The organism is Sphingobacterium griseoflavum (assembly GCF_014653155.1).
Classification (GTDB): Bacteria; Bacteroidota; Bacteroidia; order Sphingobacteriales; family Sphingobacteriaceae; genus Sphingobacterium; species Sphingobacterium griseoflavum.
The window spans coordinates 1-16,940 of sequence record NZ_BNAF01000013.1 but is presented as its reverse complement, the minus strand read 5'-3'; the positions used below and the strand labels follow the sequence as shown (position 1 = coordinate 16,940).

13 protein-coding genes and 1 CRISPR repeat array are annotated in these 16,940 nt (G+C 45.7%); of the genes, 5 read left to right on the top strand and 8 right to left on the bottom strand.

Annotation, left to right across the window (positions count from 1 at the left end):
• Positions 1 to 83: 83 nt before the first annotated feature.
• The 8 genes from IE165_RS15770 to IE165_RS15735 form a co-directional block, all read right to left on the bottom strand.
• Positions 84 to 878, bottom strand: a complete 795-nt coding sequence (locus IE165_RS15770) for an endonuclease/exonuclease/phosphatase family protein (RefSeq protein WP_189627611.1) — start codon at positions 876 to 878, stop codon at positions 84 to 86.
• Positions 879 to 956: 78 nt separating this feature from the next.
• Positions 957 to 2,627 (bottom strand): RagB/SusD family nutrient uptake outer membrane protein, encoded by a 1,671-nt coding sequence (locus IE165_RS15765; protein ID WP_229826593.1) that lies wholly within the window; start codon positions 2,625 to 2,627, stop codon positions 957 to 959.
• An 8-nt stretch (positions 2,628 to 2,635) separates the two neighbouring features.
• A complete protein-coding gene (locus tag IE165_RS15760; protein WP_229826592.1) occupies positions 2,636 to 5,950 on the bottom strand; it encodes a TonB-dependent receptor in 3,315 nt (1,104 codons plus the stop codon).
• 188 nt (positions 5,951 to 6,138) lie between these two features.
• Positions 6,139 to 7,362: a FecR family protein gene (locus IE165_RS15755; RefSeq protein WP_189627609.1), complete on the bottom strand. Its 1,224-nt coding sequence runs from the start codon at positions 7,360 to 7,362 to the stop codon at positions 6,139 to 6,141.
• A gap of 63 nt (positions 7,363 to 7,425) precedes the next feature.
• Complete coding sequence (locus IE165_RS15750) at positions 7,426 to 8,019, bottom strand: RNA polymerase sigma factor (RefSeq protein WP_189627608.1); 594 nt, start codon at positions 8,017 to 8,019, stop codon at positions 7,426 to 7,428.
• A 264-nt stretch (positions 8,020 to 8,283) separates the two neighbouring features.
• Positions 8,284 to 9,057, bottom strand: a complete 774-nt coding sequence (locus tag IE165_RS15745; RefSeq protein ID WP_189627607.1) for a LytR/AlgR family response regulator transcription factor — start codon at positions 9,055 to 9,057, stop codon at positions 8,284 to 8,286.
• 18 nt (positions 9,058 to 9,075) lie between these two features.
• Positions 9,076 to 10,131, bottom strand: coding sequence for a sensor histidine kinase (locus IE165_RS15740; protein WP_189627606.1), 1,056 nt, complete (start codon positions 10,129 to 10,131; stop codon positions 9,076 to 9,078).
• A 46-nt stretch (positions 10,132 to 10,177) separates the two neighbouring features.
• Entirely contained in the window at positions 10,178 to 10,831 is a 654-nt protein-coding gene (locus tag IE165_RS15735) for an outer membrane beta-barrel protein (protein WP_189627605.1), read from the bottom strand.
• 22 nt (positions 10,832 to 10,853) lie between these two features.
• Here IE165_RS15735 and IE165_RS15730 point away from each other — a divergent pair, with 22 nt between their 5' ends.
• The 5 genes from IE165_RS15730 to IE165_RS15710 all read left to right on the top strand — a co-directional run bounded on the left by IE165_RS15730 (position 10,854) and on the right by IE165_RS15710 (position 16,045).
• Positions 10,854 to 11,000 carry a hypothetical protein gene (locus tag IE165_RS15730; protein WP_189627604.1) on the top strand — a complete coding sequence of 49 codons (147 nt, stop codon included), beginning with the start codon at positions 10,854 to 10,856 and terminating at the stop codon, positions 10,998 to 11,000.
• Positions 11,001 to 11,247: 247 nt separating this feature from the next.
• Complete coding sequence (locus IE165_RS15725; RefSeq protein ID WP_189627603.1) at positions 11,248 to 11,871, top strand: HD domain-containing protein; 624 nt, start codon at positions 11,248 to 11,250, stop codon at positions 11,869 to 11,871.
• A 297-nt stretch (positions 11,872 to 12,168) separates the two neighbouring features.
• Positions 12,169 to 12,510, top strand: coding sequence for a hypothetical protein (locus IE165_RS15720; RefSeq protein ID WP_189627602.1), 342 nt, complete (start codon positions 12,169 to 12,171; stop codon positions 12,508 to 12,510).
• A 78-nt stretch (positions 12,511 to 12,588) separates the two neighbouring features.
• Positions 12,589 to 13,371 carry a GLPGLI family protein gene (locus IE165_RS15715; protein WP_189627601.1) on the top strand — a complete coding sequence of 261 codons (783 nt, stop codon included), beginning with the start codon at positions 12,589 to 12,591 and terminating at the stop codon, positions 13,369 to 13,371.
• A complete protein-coding gene (locus tag IE165_RS15710) occupies positions 13,352 to 16,045 on the top strand; it encodes a carboxypeptidase-like regulatory domain-containing protein (protein ID WP_189627600.1) in 2,694 nt (897 codons plus the stop codon). Before IE165_RS15715 ends, IE165_RS15710 begins: the two co-directional genes overlap by 20 nt.
• Before the next feature lie 291 nt (positions 16,046 to 16,336).
• Positions 16,337 to 16,914: a CRISPR direct-repeat array (repeat unit 46 nt; unit sequence GTTGGGAATTGCTTTCATTCTTTGATTTAACGATATTTACAACACC).
• Positions 16,915 to 16,940: the final 26 nt, after the last annotated feature.

The window sequence follows — 16,940 nt, the reverse complement described above, 5'->3', positions numbered from 1 at the left end:
GGTGAATTTGGAAAGGTCAGGTAGTGTTTTATCCAGCAAGCACAGTGGCCTCTCGACAGACCACTGTTTTGCCTATTGCCGTCTTATTGTAAAACCGTCACAACGGGGAAGTGATCCGATGCATAGGTTTCCTGAATCGTCTCGTGCGACACGACAGACCAGGTCTTACGTTTGTCCAGCAATATGTAGTCTATCGTCTTGTTTGGTTTTAGGACAGGAATGGTGAACGCGCAGGTGGTACAGCTATGCGTAAACGCAGCATCCAATACTTTCATGGCTTCACTGCTGCGAATGGCATTGAAATCACCCGCAATAATCATTGGTGTTTTCTGTTCCGCCAAAATGCGCTGAAGCGCTTTTGCTTGAAGCAGCCTGTTGGCCTCGCTCTTTTGCGCATCCAGGTGTACCGTGCCAAACCGGAGCGTAGATCCGTTCGGCAGCTGAATGAAGGCCTCTCCCAAGATACGTGGCTCGCCCCGAAATTCGGGAGCGGACGGCAGCTGGCGGACAGCGGTAGACCTGATAGGAAATCTGGAAAGGATGGCTTGGCCATAAGCACCGGCGTCGTAATCCATTGCTTTGGCATAGAAGTAGTGCATGCCCAATTGCTCAGCAATGGCTTTTGCTTGATCTACGTTTCCGCTGCGGCGGGTAAATTGATCGACCTCCTGCAAGGCCACGATATCGGGTGATTGTGCACGAATGACACGAGCAATTGCCTCGAGGTCAATCAAGGAATCTTTGGATGGCGGATTCCCGTGGTGGATGTTATAGGTCATCACCTTGATGCCGGCGGCCGGAAGAAATGGTTGGGGCTTTTGCGCAAAAAGCGCAACATAAAAAAACAGCAGGATAAGTGGAAGTAAACGCTTGAGCATATTGTTCAATATTTGAATAATTATTCCCTAAGCACGCACCCATTTGGGGTCGTGCTTAGGGAAAAGATGAGACATAATTTACCAACCCGGATTCTGTCCGAGATTGTTGTTTCGATCGTATTGAGCTTGTGGGACGGGCCAAAGATAATTTTTAGGGCTCTCAAATGCTCGATTCCACTGTACAGAAAGGTAGCCATCGGCACTTTTCCTAAACGTCGACGAACTTAACTGTGGAAACCAAGCTGCTTTAACGCCCTCAATATCGTTCCCCAGAAGCTCACCTTGTTGCCACCGCCGCACATCGAAATAGCGATGCCCTTCCAGCGCAAGTTCCACCCGCCGCTCCCGACGTATTTCTTCGCGAACATCCATACCGTTTTGGGCAAGGAATGTCAGGCTCATGCGCGTCATTCCCACGCGATCGCGCAACAGGTTGATAGAAAGATCTATGTCTGCCTGCGTTAGCTTATTTTGCTCCAATCGCGCCTCCGCATAGTTCAGCAGTACTTCCGCATAGCGTATGTGGTGAATGTCGTTATCATCCCGATTATAGTTGGGCACGGCGGTAGGCTCTACATATTTCTTGTAATAATAGCCTGTTGTGGTGACTGACCCACGGCCATCTTGGCTAAACTTGGGCACCTGAAATACCGTAGGATCAGCATTTTCAGCAACAGGCCGCCCATCGTAACGGCCACCCCATTTATCCCCAGGAACCAGGATGGTCTGTGTCATGCGTGGATCCCTATTTTTGAAAACGTCGGCATAAGACGCATCGCTGTACAGTGGCGATTTATCGATCGGTAACCCATCGGCGCATAGGTAGGATTCCACCAAGGAACGCGTGGGCACAAAACGGGCAAACTGATCGGGCACCTGAATTTCGCGACTTAAATTGTGCATAATGACATCTGCCAAATGCAGTCTGGCAAAAATAGTTTCTTTGTTTCGCCCTGCAGAGAGTTTTCCAGCACGGGTAAAGAGTTCCCAGTAAGCGGTGCTTGGATTGCCACTGCTATACAGCTCGTAAACATCCATATCCATCACTGCCTTTGCCGCCTGTTCCGCTATTTCATATCGCCCATAGGTTAGGGCAATGCGTGATTTTAAAGCCAAGGCCGCTCCCTTACTAACACGACCTAAATTTTCGCCAGTAGGTATGGCCGCTGGCAGGGCCAAGGCCGCCTGATCCAACTCTTGCAACATAAAGTCGACCACTTCCTCCTGTGGGTCGCGGCCCGCATACAATTCCGGATCACCGGGATTTAATGATTTTGTGATCAATGGGATATCTCCGTAGAAAGAAGTCAAAAAACTGTAGGCCAATGCACGGATCACGCGCACTTCGGCAGCCAGTCGTTCCTTGGCGCCGGGATCGGTTTCCGACGCCCCCTGGTAGTTCTCCAAAAAGGCATTGCACTCGCGAACGTCCCGGTACATGTTTGCCCACTCACTGTTAACCGTCGGTTGGGTAACTGGAAAGACACCCGATCCGATATCCTTGTATTGATGGGTAGAGGGCCACATGGTGTTCTCCGCCAAATTTTCCATGTCCACCAAATTCTTGGCTTTTACACGTGAATAGATCCCCGTTGCGGCCATCTCCAAATGTTCCTGGGTTTTCCAGTAGGTTTCGTTCACAATTTGATCTTGCGGTACGCGATCCAAAAAATCGCTGCAGGACATAAGAAAGCCCACACCACATAAAAGAACCGCGAATTTGCTGTGTTTTCTATATTGAATTGTCATGATGCACTCTATTTTAAATTGATATTCAAACCAACGACATAGGTCTTCACCTGCGGGTAATAACCTCCAGAATTGCCTGTCGGAACCTCTGGGTCATAGCCGTAAAAGAAGTCTGTTTTTGTGAACAAATTATCCGCAGACGCATAGATCCTGAATTTAGCTATCCGGATTTTCTCGGTCCATTGCGGCGAAAAAGTATAGCCTAACTGCAGGTTTTTTACCCGCAGGTAGGACGCATCTTCGATCCATTTGGAGGACAGTCGTGTATTGTGCGTCCGCATATAGACGAAACGCGGGTAGCCCGCATCCGTATTTTCCGGCGTCCACCGATCAAGATGCACATGCTGTGGCATGGCGCTATTATTGATGAATGGATGCCTTGCATTTCCGGTCAGGAAGCCATCTGCTTTACCGACACCTTGCAAAAAGAAGCTAAAATCGAAATTTTTGTACGAGAGATCACCGCGAAAGCCATAGGTATATCGGGGAATATCGCTCCCCAGGATATGCCGGTCTGCACCGACGGTTATCTCGGTCGCATTGGGATCGGTAGGCACGTAAATCAAATCACCAGGTCCCACCAGATCGCCCCGTTGGAAAGGAAACTTAGGTACATATTCACCGTCTACGATATCGAAGTCGCTTAGTTGCGCGATACGATCTGCTTTAAATCCATAGAAGGCATCTAAGGGGTACCCTTCTAGACGTACCTGATCACCGAGGTTGTTGGCAAAGTTTTCCAACCTCGTCACTTTGTTTCTGACGTCGGATAGGTTGAAATTTGCACGATATCCAAATGCCCCGATATGGTCTTGCCAACCCACAACCACTTCCCAACCCCTATTTTCTAGCGATCCGGAGTTTTGTGCGGGATAGCCCGTACCTACGCCAATCACGTCGGGCAACGGAGGATTCAATAAAATATCGTTGGTGGTATTCACGAAATAATCGGCTGTCACATTCAAACGGCGAGACAGGAATGCCAAGTCCAAACCGATATTCATTTTTTCGGAAGATTCCCAAGTAACGAGTTCGTTCGGTATGAAGCTTTGTCTAAATCCGACGCGTCCAATGTTACCTATTGGATTATTGGAGTTCACCTGTGCGGATGCTAAAATAGCCATGAAGGGATGGTCACGACCAACTTTGTCATTCCCTTGGGTTCCGTAGGAGAAGCGTATCTTACCGAAATCCCAAAAGGATTTAACAGGTTGGAAAAAGCGCTCTTCGCTGAACACCCATCCCGCAGAAAAGGAGCCAAACCAATTCCAACGAACGTCCGGATGAAATCGCGAGGATCCATCGCGCCTAAAATTACCCTCCAACAGATACCTGTTGTCGAAATCGTAATTCACACGGCCAAAAAAGGACATCAAGGCATTTTGTCCACTGCCGCTGCTATTCAACTGGTTTTCGGTGCCCACCGCCAAAGAAGGCAAATCTACCGGAAGATGGGTACGCGATGCTCCGAAATCGTTCCCCACATTTTCCTCTAGCGAATAACCCAGCAAGCCCTTGATCGTATGCTTTTCGGCGAGCGTCCGTAAATAATTAGCTGTACCGATGAAGGTTTGATAGGTCCCCGAATAATGGTCCATTTCAATGCTATTGGGGTTGTTGGTCTGATATATGCGCTCGTTATCATCGGGACTATAATAGTCAATTGTTTTCAGCAATGTGGTTCTCTTGGAGTTATACTTTACCAAGCCATACTGCCCTTTAAGATCAAAGCCTTTAAACAAATTGAGCGTGGCACTGACATTTGCCGTTATTTCCTGCGAAGTAAAGCTATTGGTACCGCCATCTGTTGCTACGGCGACAGGATTGCTTTGGCCGCCATGATATCCCCAACTGTTGTTCGTGAAACGCACGGGCACCAAGGGCCGGATACTTGTCGCCCCAGAGAGGGCTTGCGTGCCATTTGCACTTCCATCATACGAGCGGTCCACGTAGCCCAAGTTTCCGTCGACATGCAAACGATCAAGCACTTGTGTGCTTACCCGCAAACGAGCGTTGTGGCGGTGGGCATTAAAATTATCCCCAACGACAAGACCGCCCTCCTTTAGGTAACCATAGGATGCGTAATATTGGGTGTTTTCCGCGCCTCCATTCAAGCTCAGGTTATGGTTTTGTTGCGGTGCACTCCTCCGATAGGTTTCCGAGATCCAATCGGTATTGGCAAAGTAGTTGGGATCAGAGCCGTTTCGCGCGATCTCTATCTGTTCATCCGTATAGGTAGGGTTTTGACCCGCATTGACGTTCGCCTCGTTCTGCAGCACCATGTAATCTACAGATCCCAAAAAATCAGGCAACGCCGTGGGCGTTTGCCAGCCGACATAGCTATTGTAATTAATGTTGGTCTTTCCTGATGTCCCCTTCTTGGTGGTCACCATGATGACACCATTTGCACCACGCACACCGTAGATGGATGACGATGCCGCATCTTTCAATACAGAAACACTTTCGATATCGTCAGGATTCAATATGTTCAGATTCCCACCCGGTATGCCATCGATGACGATCAACGGATTTGCATCGCCCCAAGTACCCACACCACGGATTCGGAATTGTGGAGCTCGATTTCCCGGAGCCGTATTACCCGTGCTGCGTACCGTCAATCCCGGCATTAGCCCCTGCAAACCTTGCCCGATATTGGCGATGGGGCGATTTTCCAACTCCTCGCCAGAGATGGCGCTTACCGCTCCGGTCAGGTTTGCTTTCTTTTGCGTACCATACCCAACGACAACGACCTCTTCTATATCGCCATTTTGGGATTGTAGCGTCACATCAATCAGCGTACGGCCTTTCGTGTCTACTTCTTTCGCCGCATAGGAGATATGTGCAAATGTCAATGTGGTGTTACCTAAATCCAATGCAAGTGAAAAAACACCGGCATCGTTGGTATGCGTCTGTAGCCCAGCCTGCCCTTTTACGGAAACCGTCACGCCTTCGATAGGCTGCCCACCTTCATCTCGAACGGTTCCCCGAACCATGGTTTGCAAAGCTTTCAAGGTAACTGTCGGCGAAATCACCTGCTTTCGTACCACAATGTGATCTTCGATAATTTTATAGTCCAAGCCTTGTTTTCGTAAGACCAAATCCAATCCTTCTGTTAGGCTAACGGCTTTTAAAAAAGCGTTTTCCACGTATACGTCTCCGATATCTGCCTGATCGTACACAAACCGATAAGGGATTTGCCGCTCGATTTTCTCAAGGAGCGTTGTAATAGTAGCTCGCTTTTCATGTAACGAAATACGTTGTCCGAAGGTTGATGCGCTTACGGAAGCGAGAGAAAGGACCAGGATGGCAGCTGCAAGTTTCATGATCCCAAATAGTCGATAAAGTTTATTTCGATGTATTGAATAAACTTTCAAATCAAAATGCATAATTTTAGTTCGATTTAGTTCTGTAAATATTGATGATGTTCAAGTCGTTCGATAAAAGAGCGAAATCGCTTTGCAGGAAGTGTTCCCGCACTTCCTGTTTTTTCGCCTTTTTTTGATTTTTCGATTTATCGCATAGGCTCTTTATTTTTGGTGTTAATAATCAATTTTTGGTTGCTGTATGTGGCATGGAACCCCAAAAAATCCAGCATTTCAATCATTTTGGAAAGTTTAAGATTCCGTGAGATTTTACCATTGATACGGTGCTTGGCATGTCGGTCTACTACGGTTACGTCCACGTTGTACCAACGCGACAGTTCTTCGGCCAACAGTTCAGGTGTCGCATTTTGAAAATTAAACAGGCCTTCTTTCCACAGGATGATATCATCTATGTTTTCTAGCCTCGTGGTCTGCGTGTAGCCATCGTCCCGGATGACGGCAAGTTCCGACGGCACCATACGCCGCGTTGTTTTCGCCGTGGTCAATCGGATGCTCCCCTCCAACAATCCCACTTCCGTACGATTCCGCTGATAGGTATTAACATTAAATTTGGTTCCTAGCACTTCGATTTCGCCAGCACCGCTGCTTACTATAAAACGTTGTGTTGTCCGTTTGGCCACCTCGAAATAAACCTCGCCTTCCACGGTCACCCGACGATCGGACGATTCCATATCGGGGTTGAACCGAAGGAAAGAGGCGGCGTTCAGCCAAACTTTTGTTCCATCAGGCAGAATAATGCTAATCGTCCCCCCTTTTGGCGTGCGGATCATGTGTTCCTGCGGACTATCCTCATTACGTACCATCTGATATTGGAGTTCGCCCGTCGACAACCGTAAAATCTGAAAATTATCGCCACGAATGACCTCTCCCAATGCCAGCGTATCCAAAGTTACGGATGTGCCATCCTTCGTGGTCAGTAATGCGCGTTCGTCCGCAGGGTTTATATCGCTGTTCACTTCAGCCACAGGTTGGGTGCTGTCGTAACCAATATGGTCTTTTTGCTGGCGAAAATATAGGAAAGCAATCGATATAAACGATAGGATAAAACAGGCAGCGAGGTAGGGCAAATAGACTCGATAAACGAAACGTCTTGGACGCTGCTTCTGTGCGCCGTGGTCCTTGTTCAAAATATTGACCAAGATCTGTTCCTTCTCTGTCGGTGAAAAGGGTTGTAGCAGCTCCGATTCGTGTGCTGAGATAGCTTCCTCACATGCTTCAAAGTACAGTCTTTCTTGTTCCTCCTGTGAAAGCGTGTTCAATAGCTCCCGCAGCTCATCGCGCTCGCCTTCCGCCAGCTCGTGCAAGATAGATTGTTTTAAAAGTTGTTTTGTCCGTATGTTCTTCAATTCCATCCCAATGAGGCGGTTGTCTATATGTGCTAGGATGATGACAACCAACAACTAAAAAAGGGGGTATTAAAAACTAGATAAAATAAAAAAAAAGCAAACGATGGAATCTTTGTGATAGGTTAGGTATTTCTTTATGGCTTGGGTAGCCAGCTTTAAGTAGGACTTTACGGATTCTTTAGACAGGTTCAAGTGTGCGGCAATCTCCAAGTATTTCATCCGTTCAAAACGACTTAGCTGGTACACTCTTTTTTGTTGGGGCGGCAACTTTTCTATAGCGCGATCCAAGAGTCGGTAATACTCATTTTGCTGGTCGCTCTCGCTTGTATCGTCAAGCAGATCCACTCGCTCTCGATAATAACCATGTTCCATAGTGCGGCGGCGCAAATTAGCTTTCAGGAGATTCAGCGCAGCGTTTCGGGAAAGGATACGGAGGTAGCCTTCCAGATTGACAATCGTGTCTAGCTGATCGCGGTTTTGCCAAATCTTGTAAAATACATCTTGCACAACTTCTTCGGTAAGTGCCCGATCTTTCAGAACGAAATAGATCTCGCGCGCCACTTGGTCGAAATAGGCCGTATAAAGCAATCGAAAGGCCGCTTCGTCGCCTCGTTTCACGCGTTGAACAATTTTTGATTTATCGCACCATGCTGAAGCTGCCATTATGTATATTCAAGGTGAAGCAAAACTACCATAATCTATCAATTTCCTTGAAAATAGCATATTAAGTTTATATTAACAATACAATTGTATACAGGATCAAAATAAATCCGGCATAAAAACGCAATATTATCTGTATTCCTCCCCCACAAGCGAGATCAGACCATAGAGGAAATTTAGTTGTTTGGCTAGCTATATGCTTGCTCCCTACTCCTACTAGACACGGCCTTTCCCGTTGATGTTGGGCGCTCAAGATCTGAGCGGTGCCTACACTTGATCTTTGGATTCGCTAAGCCATAATTTCAGCAATCTAGATTTCACCTTACTGACAACTACACCACCTTTTATCGCTGGATGAACCTCGACCTTTAATTGGCCATTGAAGTACTGATGGATTTTGTCGATGGATTTGAGCGATATAATATATTGTCGGCTGATCCTAAAAAAATGTGCTGGATCCAATTCCTCTTCCAATGTATTCAAAGACTGGGAAACGATGTACGTTTTGTTGCTTTGCGTCACCAAAATCGTATACCGCTCTTCAAAACTAAAATAAGCAATATCCACTGTTGGCACAACAACATATTTGTCTGCTTGGGACAATAAAAATCTTGATCGATACGTTCTACGTTCCGTTAACACGCTTTTAATCTGCTGTACAAGTGCAGCGTCCACAGCGCCTACATGTTGTGCAATGACCCGTTTATAACTTTCTTCCAGCCTGTCCCTGTTGACCGGCTTTAAAAGGTAGTCGACACCTCGAACTTCAAATGCCTTTAAGGCATACTCATCGTAGGCTGTTACAAATATAACGGGGGCTTCAACCACCACGTGTTCAAAGATTTCAAAGCTTGTACCATCTGTCAATCTAATATCCATGAAGATTAGATCAGGCATGGGATTGGTCTTCAGCCACGCAATACTATCGCTTATCGTTTGCAGTTCTTGAAGAAACACGATATCAGCGTCGATCGCTCGCAACATGCGCTCAAGACGCCGTGTATTGAGTATTTCGTCTTCTATAATGAGTACTTTTATCATATGTCAATTGTCTGCTAATCAGTCGGGTGAAAAGATCTTGGTTGACAGCGCCAACTCGACCCGAAAGGAAACACCGTCATTTGTAATAAGGGGTGCTGGCATCCCCAGCAGTTGATAACGCTCCACAATATTGCTGAGGCCTATCTTCTCTCCATCTTCCGGATACATTTTTTTCTTGATACTGTTTTGTATCAGCACCCGCATCCGCTCGGGATATACAATTTGTAGATGCATGGGTTCCATCAAGCTAAAGGTATTATGTTTGATCGCATTTTCGATCAAGAGCTGTAAAGTCAATGGTGGCAAACCAACGGTATCTGGCGCGCCGTGGGTATCAAATTCAACCCTTATCGCATCACCATAGCGTATTTCATAAAGAAAAAGATAGTTACGTATGAAGGCCAATTCCTCCTGCAAACTGACGATGCTACGTCGCTTTGCAGAAAGTATATACCGATATATAGTCGACAAGCGTGAAACATACTCCATAGCCAAATGTGGGCTGTCCTCAATGAGGGCATTGACCGTGCTCAGGTTGTTGAAAAGAAAATGGGGATCAAGTTGAAGGCTAAGGGCATCCAATCGAGCTTGGGTATTTAGATTTTTGAGTTGCAGCGCCTGAAACTTTGCCAAGTTCCACCCGTAAAAGAGATGTTCTGCAGTAAAGACAAACGTGCACAATATACTGACGATGACACCCAGAATCGTGGCCTGCCTAAGCAATAGCTCATTATAACCAAAATGTGCAGGAAAATTCATTTTGGAAAACATTGTCAATAAAAGATAGACAACGATGATATGCAGGAACAATTGTATGGCTATCCTTCGTTTGATACGATCCTGCCAAGGATAGTATCTATTTAAAAACCTTGTGATCTGTATGCCGGTCTCCAAAAATATGGCGGACAATAGTAGACAATAGAAAAATTCCAACAGAAAATCCAAGACGATGTAAAGTTTCCAAGAACTTAGCGTTGCGTCATATGGATTGAGCAGTACCAGTACAAGGTAGAGCAACACCGCAAGACTTGGATAACCATATAACCGAACGCGACCATAATTCGTTAGGTGCATCGCGTCCTCCGGTAACTAAAAGAACAGAATATCATGCCGTATTTTCTCATTTTTTGGAAAGTGGTGTTTTTATACCAACAGACAAGACCGTGCCATTAAAATTATTGCGCACCGCAGCCGGTAAATTATGAATATAAAGTCCGGTAGCTTCCGCAAAGAAACTTAAAGACTCAGATTCCTTAAAATTAACACCTAATCCCCAAGATACAAAGGAATATCTATCCGTTTTTTGTCGGTATAGCATGCTATTATTCGTAGGATCATACGATGATGTAGGAATATCCAAAAAGGCTAGCCCCCCACCCACATAGGCGTAGGGCTGGATATCGCGCATGTCGAGTTGGAAACCAACGTTTAACCCAACATTTCTAGTATGGACCTTGACATCAAAATCGGTTTTAATACCTTCGTCATAGCTCGGGATCTCAAATTTATTGGTGTACTTGAAGGATTGCAACCGCACAAATACGTTCTTTTTATAATTGAGTTGAACAAAACTGTTGTCAGCGAAGCTCGATGACGCGTCATCGGCTTTGGATCTGGCCGGTAAAAATAGGCCAAGACCTCCACCGAAATCGACCGTAAAATGCTCTTGCTTCCGTTTTGGTTCTTCTTGTGCTGTAGCATGGAAAGGAATCAGCATATCTGCCAAGAAAAACAATCCGATTGCCTGAAAAAAAAATAACGTGCTTTTTGTCATGGGAGTAGTATTTATTATAACCATGAAAGCAAAGCTATTCTTACTTTCCCACCTAGACCTGCACGACCTGCACGAATCGACCAAAATGCTGTATGAACTGCTGATACAGCATGACGAGCAATCCCAATCGTTAGGAATAACGGGAAGCCGTTCAGCAAGCTGCGCATAAAAAGCATGTCGTCAAGCAGAAACAGTCCTAACAAAATCCAACACATATGGTTACGGGTCGCGATGACAGCATCCGAAAGATTACACAACCTCTACAACAGCGTTGACCAGCCAAGTATGAATCGCTAATACGCCAAAGTAGCTGCTTCATGCCCGAAAACAGTCCATTCATCGAAATTCATGGCCGCTGCTGCTAAGCCGCCCTTACCTTTGTAGAAAGACATCCGTTCGTAACAAGAATCAATTTTATGAAATACTCGAAAATATTAGCGAATATCCATCATTTCGTAAGCGAATATGTCGACAGCCATCATAATCCGGGATGCTGTTTTCATAACTTCCATCATATTCAAACGGTATTAAAAGGTGTAGTCGAAATCGGAGCCTTTTACCGGGTAAACGAGGAAGAATCGTTTGTTTTAAAAGCCGCAGCATACTTTCACGATTTGTCTTACATATCGCATGGCCCGGCGGATCATGAAGAAATAAGTGCAAGAATGGCCAAAAGCTTTTTGGAAGAGGAAGGTTTGGATCAAAGTCTGGTAAGATTGGTCGAAAATTGCATAAAAGCTACGAAATACAAGCAGCGATCGACAAGCAAATTAGAAGCTATTTTCTGTGATGCGGATCTATGCCACCTTGGCGGCACGGCATTCGAACATTTAAATATCCGTATGTTGCAAGAGATCAAGAATTTGCGTGGAATTGATTTCGATGAAGATTTATGGCTTGCGATCTCGCTCCACGTATTGCAGAACCATAGGTTCCACACGGATTACGGCATGATGACACTGGACAAAGGAAAGCAGGAAAACATACAGATTTTGGAAGAAAAGCTCCGTATCTGCAGGAGCAAATCGCGCATGCATTGATATGGGGATCGTTTTAAAGGCGCAAGATCCCCTATTTAAAAACCCTGAAATTACCCTAACTGGAATATCCGTTCTAAAAGCAATCAAGGAATCATTTCAAAACAAGCCAGGCTTCCGTCGAGCGACGCGATGGATCCCATGCACACCATAAAACCCCAATAAACGACACGAATAATAAATCGCTTCTTGCGAATATTAAACGAACAGAACAATTCAAGCTCCTCATCCTATTTTTAGTATGATATATTAAAAACATGCCCCATAAGGCATGGATGGTTAAACGTAATAATTAAAAAAATGAAAAAATTATTTATGAGCTTGATGGCCGTAACGGTGCTATCAACAGCGGCATTCGCCGGCACGGACGCGAAAACCTCTAAAGAAAATGCAGATGCAAAACCAGCGACTGAAAAATCGGCAGAAAGCAATAGCGATGCTGAAGTTGCCGAATCGGCAAAAGAGGAAAGCGAGATGTTGCTTAAGAAATGTGTCTATACCTTGACTGTTTACAATGGTAACGGACAAGTGATCGACACCTTCACATCTTCCACCTATGTAGAGAATTCCTGCACTGGATTCTTCGACAACTGCAAAGCGGTTTATAGACACATGCTTGCCCATGGCGAACTAGGCATATAATCTGCGAAATTTTTCATTCGAACGACAATGTGAAAAACTTAAGCGAGGCCTAGCCTCGCTTTTTTAAACCCAACGATCATGAACAAATATGTTTTATTCTTTCTATTGTTACTGGCCACAACAGCATCACACGGACAAAAGCTAAAGGCGGTGTATCAATACATCCTATCGCCTATGGCTACTTATCGCGAAGAAGTTTTTTTTCAGGATGGTGTAAAGACATCCGTTCGCGACTCGATCCTGCTAAAACGTACCGACGCTAGCGCTGCTGAAGATAGAGACGAAGATATGAGCAGCGGTATGTCGGTTATGATCGATATGGGCAAGGTATACCGAAACATCGTCATCCACAAAAACAACGTGCCCGAATTGCTTGAAACCGCCTCCCTGAAAGGCATCAACTACCTCGTTAGCGACGATTTTCCATCGCTCGACTGGAACACCAGCTATAGCGATGTCGACACCCTGGGCAAACATATATGCCATAAGGCGACTGCCGCCTACCGAGGGACTAAGCTCGTGGCCTATTACACCAATGATATCCCGGTACCAGCCGGTCCCTACAAATTTGGCGGTCTGCCCGGTCTTATCGTCATGCTCTACAATGAAGGAGCCAACCCCCACTACTGGCTGCTTCAGGAAATCGATTATCCCTTTACAGGCGATGTCCCGGTTAACGAGCGATACATCCAGTCACTGCCCAAACTTAGCCTAGCGGACTATGTCAAGAAAACAGATCTGGAAAACGAAGAGCAAATGCGCATGATGATGAGTAAGATGCCGCTGACTGAAGGCATAACCGTAGAGCGCAAGAAGGTTCGCGGCAGCGTGGAGCAGGTATATGAGTGGGAGAAAAATTGAGCGGATAGTAGGATGGTTCGGTTTGTGCCTACTGCCCCTGCTTGCCCAGGCGCAGGTTGCTATACATGGCAGGGTGAGCCTCAACGGTGAAGCTTTGCCCGGTGTCCGCGTTGATTTGCGCCTAGAGGCCGACTCGCAGATGCTGGCCTACACCTTCAGCGATGAGCATGGAAATTATCGCCTGCAGCACAAACAGACTGGAAACCTGACGCTGCAATTCCGAGCACTCGGTTTTGAACCGCTCAACCTAAGGATTGTTCCGACAACTGCCGGCACCCTTGTCGATGCGCAGATGCAACCCGGCGGTGTGCAACAGCTGCAAGAGGTCATCGTGCACGCCAAACAACCTTACCGAAATGGTCGAGATACCATCGAACTGGACGTAAACTCCTTTTTACAGGGCGATGAGCGAAACGTGGAAGATTTGCTCCGCAAGATTCCGGGGATCAATGTGGGCACCGATGGAAGCATCAAGATAGGCAACAAAGAGGTGGAAAAGGTGATGGTTGAGGGCGACGATTTCTTTGAAAAGGGATACCGACTGCTGACGCAAAATATGAGCGTGCAGCCGTTAGAGAAAATTCAGGTACTACAGCGCTATTCCAACAACAAGCAGCTGAAAGGCATCGAAAACTCGGACAAGGTAGCACTGAACCTGCAACTGAAAGACGACAGCAAAAGCGAGTGGCTGGGCTCGGTGGGACTGCAGAGCTCGGCGGTCGATCTAAAGTATTACCAAGCCAGCGCCAGCCTCATGAATTTTGGGAAGCGCAATAAATATTACCTGTTGGCGAGCGCCAATAACAATGGCTACGACGCGGTAAGCAGCATCAACCATCTCGTGCAATCTGGTTCGGCCAACGAACCCGGGCAAATTGGTGTGGATGTGAGCACGCCCACCCTGATTGACAACACACCCAACTTACCCCACTTCGATTATCGGCGCACGAATTTCAATGACGACAAGCTCCTGTCTTTAAACAGCATTTTAAACCCGACATCGGCCTTGAAAATCAAATGGCTGGGCTTCGCCAACCCCACAAAGAAATCTTTCTATCGCAATATGATGCAGGAATACACCTTGGACGACATTCCATTCACCATCACCGAAAACTACGAGTTTACGCGCAAAATCGACAATTATTTCACCAAAGTGGAACTGCAGTACGAACCATCCCCGCTTTCCGTACTGAGCTATACCGGCACGCTTGGATCGCTGAACAACAACGAGTTGGGATCACTGCTTTTTAACAACATAGCGAGCTTGGAAACCACCCAAAAGAACAGTTACCTCACGAACCATAACCTCACATACAGCTATAAGTTGTCAGAGCGGGAAGCTTTGGTTAGCTCGGTACGCTTCATCAACCAGCAGTCGCCTATTGACTACAGCATCAACCAATACTATTACGAAGATCTATTCGGGGCCAACGCGGTGAGCGACGTGCAACAGCATATAGAAAATAGCCTCCTTTACTTGGGCGCTATCTCCCATTATGTAAGTCGACAAAAGAACGGCAATTTTTTTGAACTCGCATTCCGTTCAGCCTATCAACAACAGCACCTAAATAGCCAATTGCGGCTATTGCCGGATCCCAATGCCGCGCAGCAAGAGGTCGTATATCCGCCAGAATTTGCCAATGAAATGACCCTAAGCTTGTTGCAGACTCACCTTGTTTCTAAATACACCGTAAAACGTCGGCGCTGGGAGATTACTCCCCGACTGCAAGCAGGCACGGTACATAGCAGCTTGGCTAATTTTGAGCAGCAAAAGCGCAAAATTGATCTGCAGCTTTCGCCGGGCGTATCGGCAAAATGGACTATACACCGAAAGGGAAGAATAGAGGCTGATTTGTTTTTTCAACAGCAGAATGCCACCCTTCCCGACCTGATCCCGAATTACTATACTACCGGCGTTCGCAATTTTGTAAAAGGAATGGATAGCTTCGTAAATTTGAGCAGTTCCGGGGGATCGCTCCTGTATACCTACGGCACAATGAGCGACCGCTTTTTTGCTAACGTACACATAGGGCATCAGGTTATGTTTGATTATATCGGAACAGAAAGCGATCTCAACCCCAATTTCAACCTTGTGCAGCAACGATTACTTAACAATAAGATCGCTACCTATTATAAGGGAGAACTGAATTATTACCTAAAACCTTTACAGGGAAACATGCGTTTGGATGTGGGCATGACTATGCTAGATTACGAAACCTTGCTTACCGGCTTGGGCCGCAGGCAGATCCGCAGCGCGACATACGACTATGGACTATCCTTCCGAAGTTCCTGGAAATCTCATGTGAATCTCTATACAGGGTACCGCCTTCAAAGCAACAGCTACCGCACAGCTGGCAATAGTAATACCTTGACAAATCATCAAGCTTTCCTGAATCTCTTTTTAAATTTGGGAGGCGATCTGCAATGCAGTCTCCAGAACGAATCGTATCGCTTTGGAGCCTTACCCCAACAAAAAGCACAAACGTATTACTTTTCGGATTTTTCGGTGTTTTACGAACTGAAGAAATACAGAACCCGGTTTTGCCTCACGGCAAAAAACATATTTAACACCCGATCCTTCAAAAATGTGATGCTCACAGACATCTCGCGTAACACCACCGAATACCGGCTCTTCCCTCGGTATGTCAGCTTTGGTGTGGACTACAATTTTTAAGAGCGGTGGGGAAAATGAATTATTTCTTGTACCGACTTTTCTTTAATTGCTGTCGTGGTTATACAAATGTCATAACCTTTTTTCTCTAACCCTTTTCGGAGTTCGGTGTCGAGTGTCCAAATCTTGTCGTGTTTGTTTCGGTTCAATGCTACGAAAAAACATCATCGAAATCTATGTCGATTACAATATCAGAGGCTTCGAGATAGTATTTTTCAGGAATAACTTTGGTTTTTATTATCGTGACAGCCTCTTTAAAAGGCTTTTGTTTTAGTTTTTAGCTTGCGAACTTCAATTAGGAATTGCTTTCATTCTTTGATTTAACGATATTTACAACACCATACATTGTCTTGCAACAGCATAGTTTCCGGTTGGGAATTGCTTTCATTCTTTGATTTAACGATATTTACAACACCTATTCTTCATCAAGTGGAGAAAGGCCAATCGTTGGGAATTGCTTTCATTCTTTGATTTAACGATATTTACAACACCCGGCCGGCAGGTGGTCAACATCATGGTGCCGTTGGGAATTGCTTTCATTCTTTGATTTAACGATATTTACAACACCTCTTGACTTTTCCATAGCCATTAAGATACAGTTGGGAATTGCTTTCATTCTTTGATTTAACGATATTTACAACACCTTTTCACGAGTAAACGATAAGTGAGATGGGGTTGGGAATTGCTTTCATTCTTTGATTTAACGATATTTACAACACCCAGCTTGGGAAAACGCTATACGTTCACGATGTTGGGAATTGCTTTCATTCTTTGATTTAACGATATTTACAACACCACACAGGTTCAATAGGTGATATGTCACCCCGTTGGGAATTGCTTTCATTCTTTGATTTAACGATATTTACAACACCCATGTGTTGGCAATACGTGATGCTGT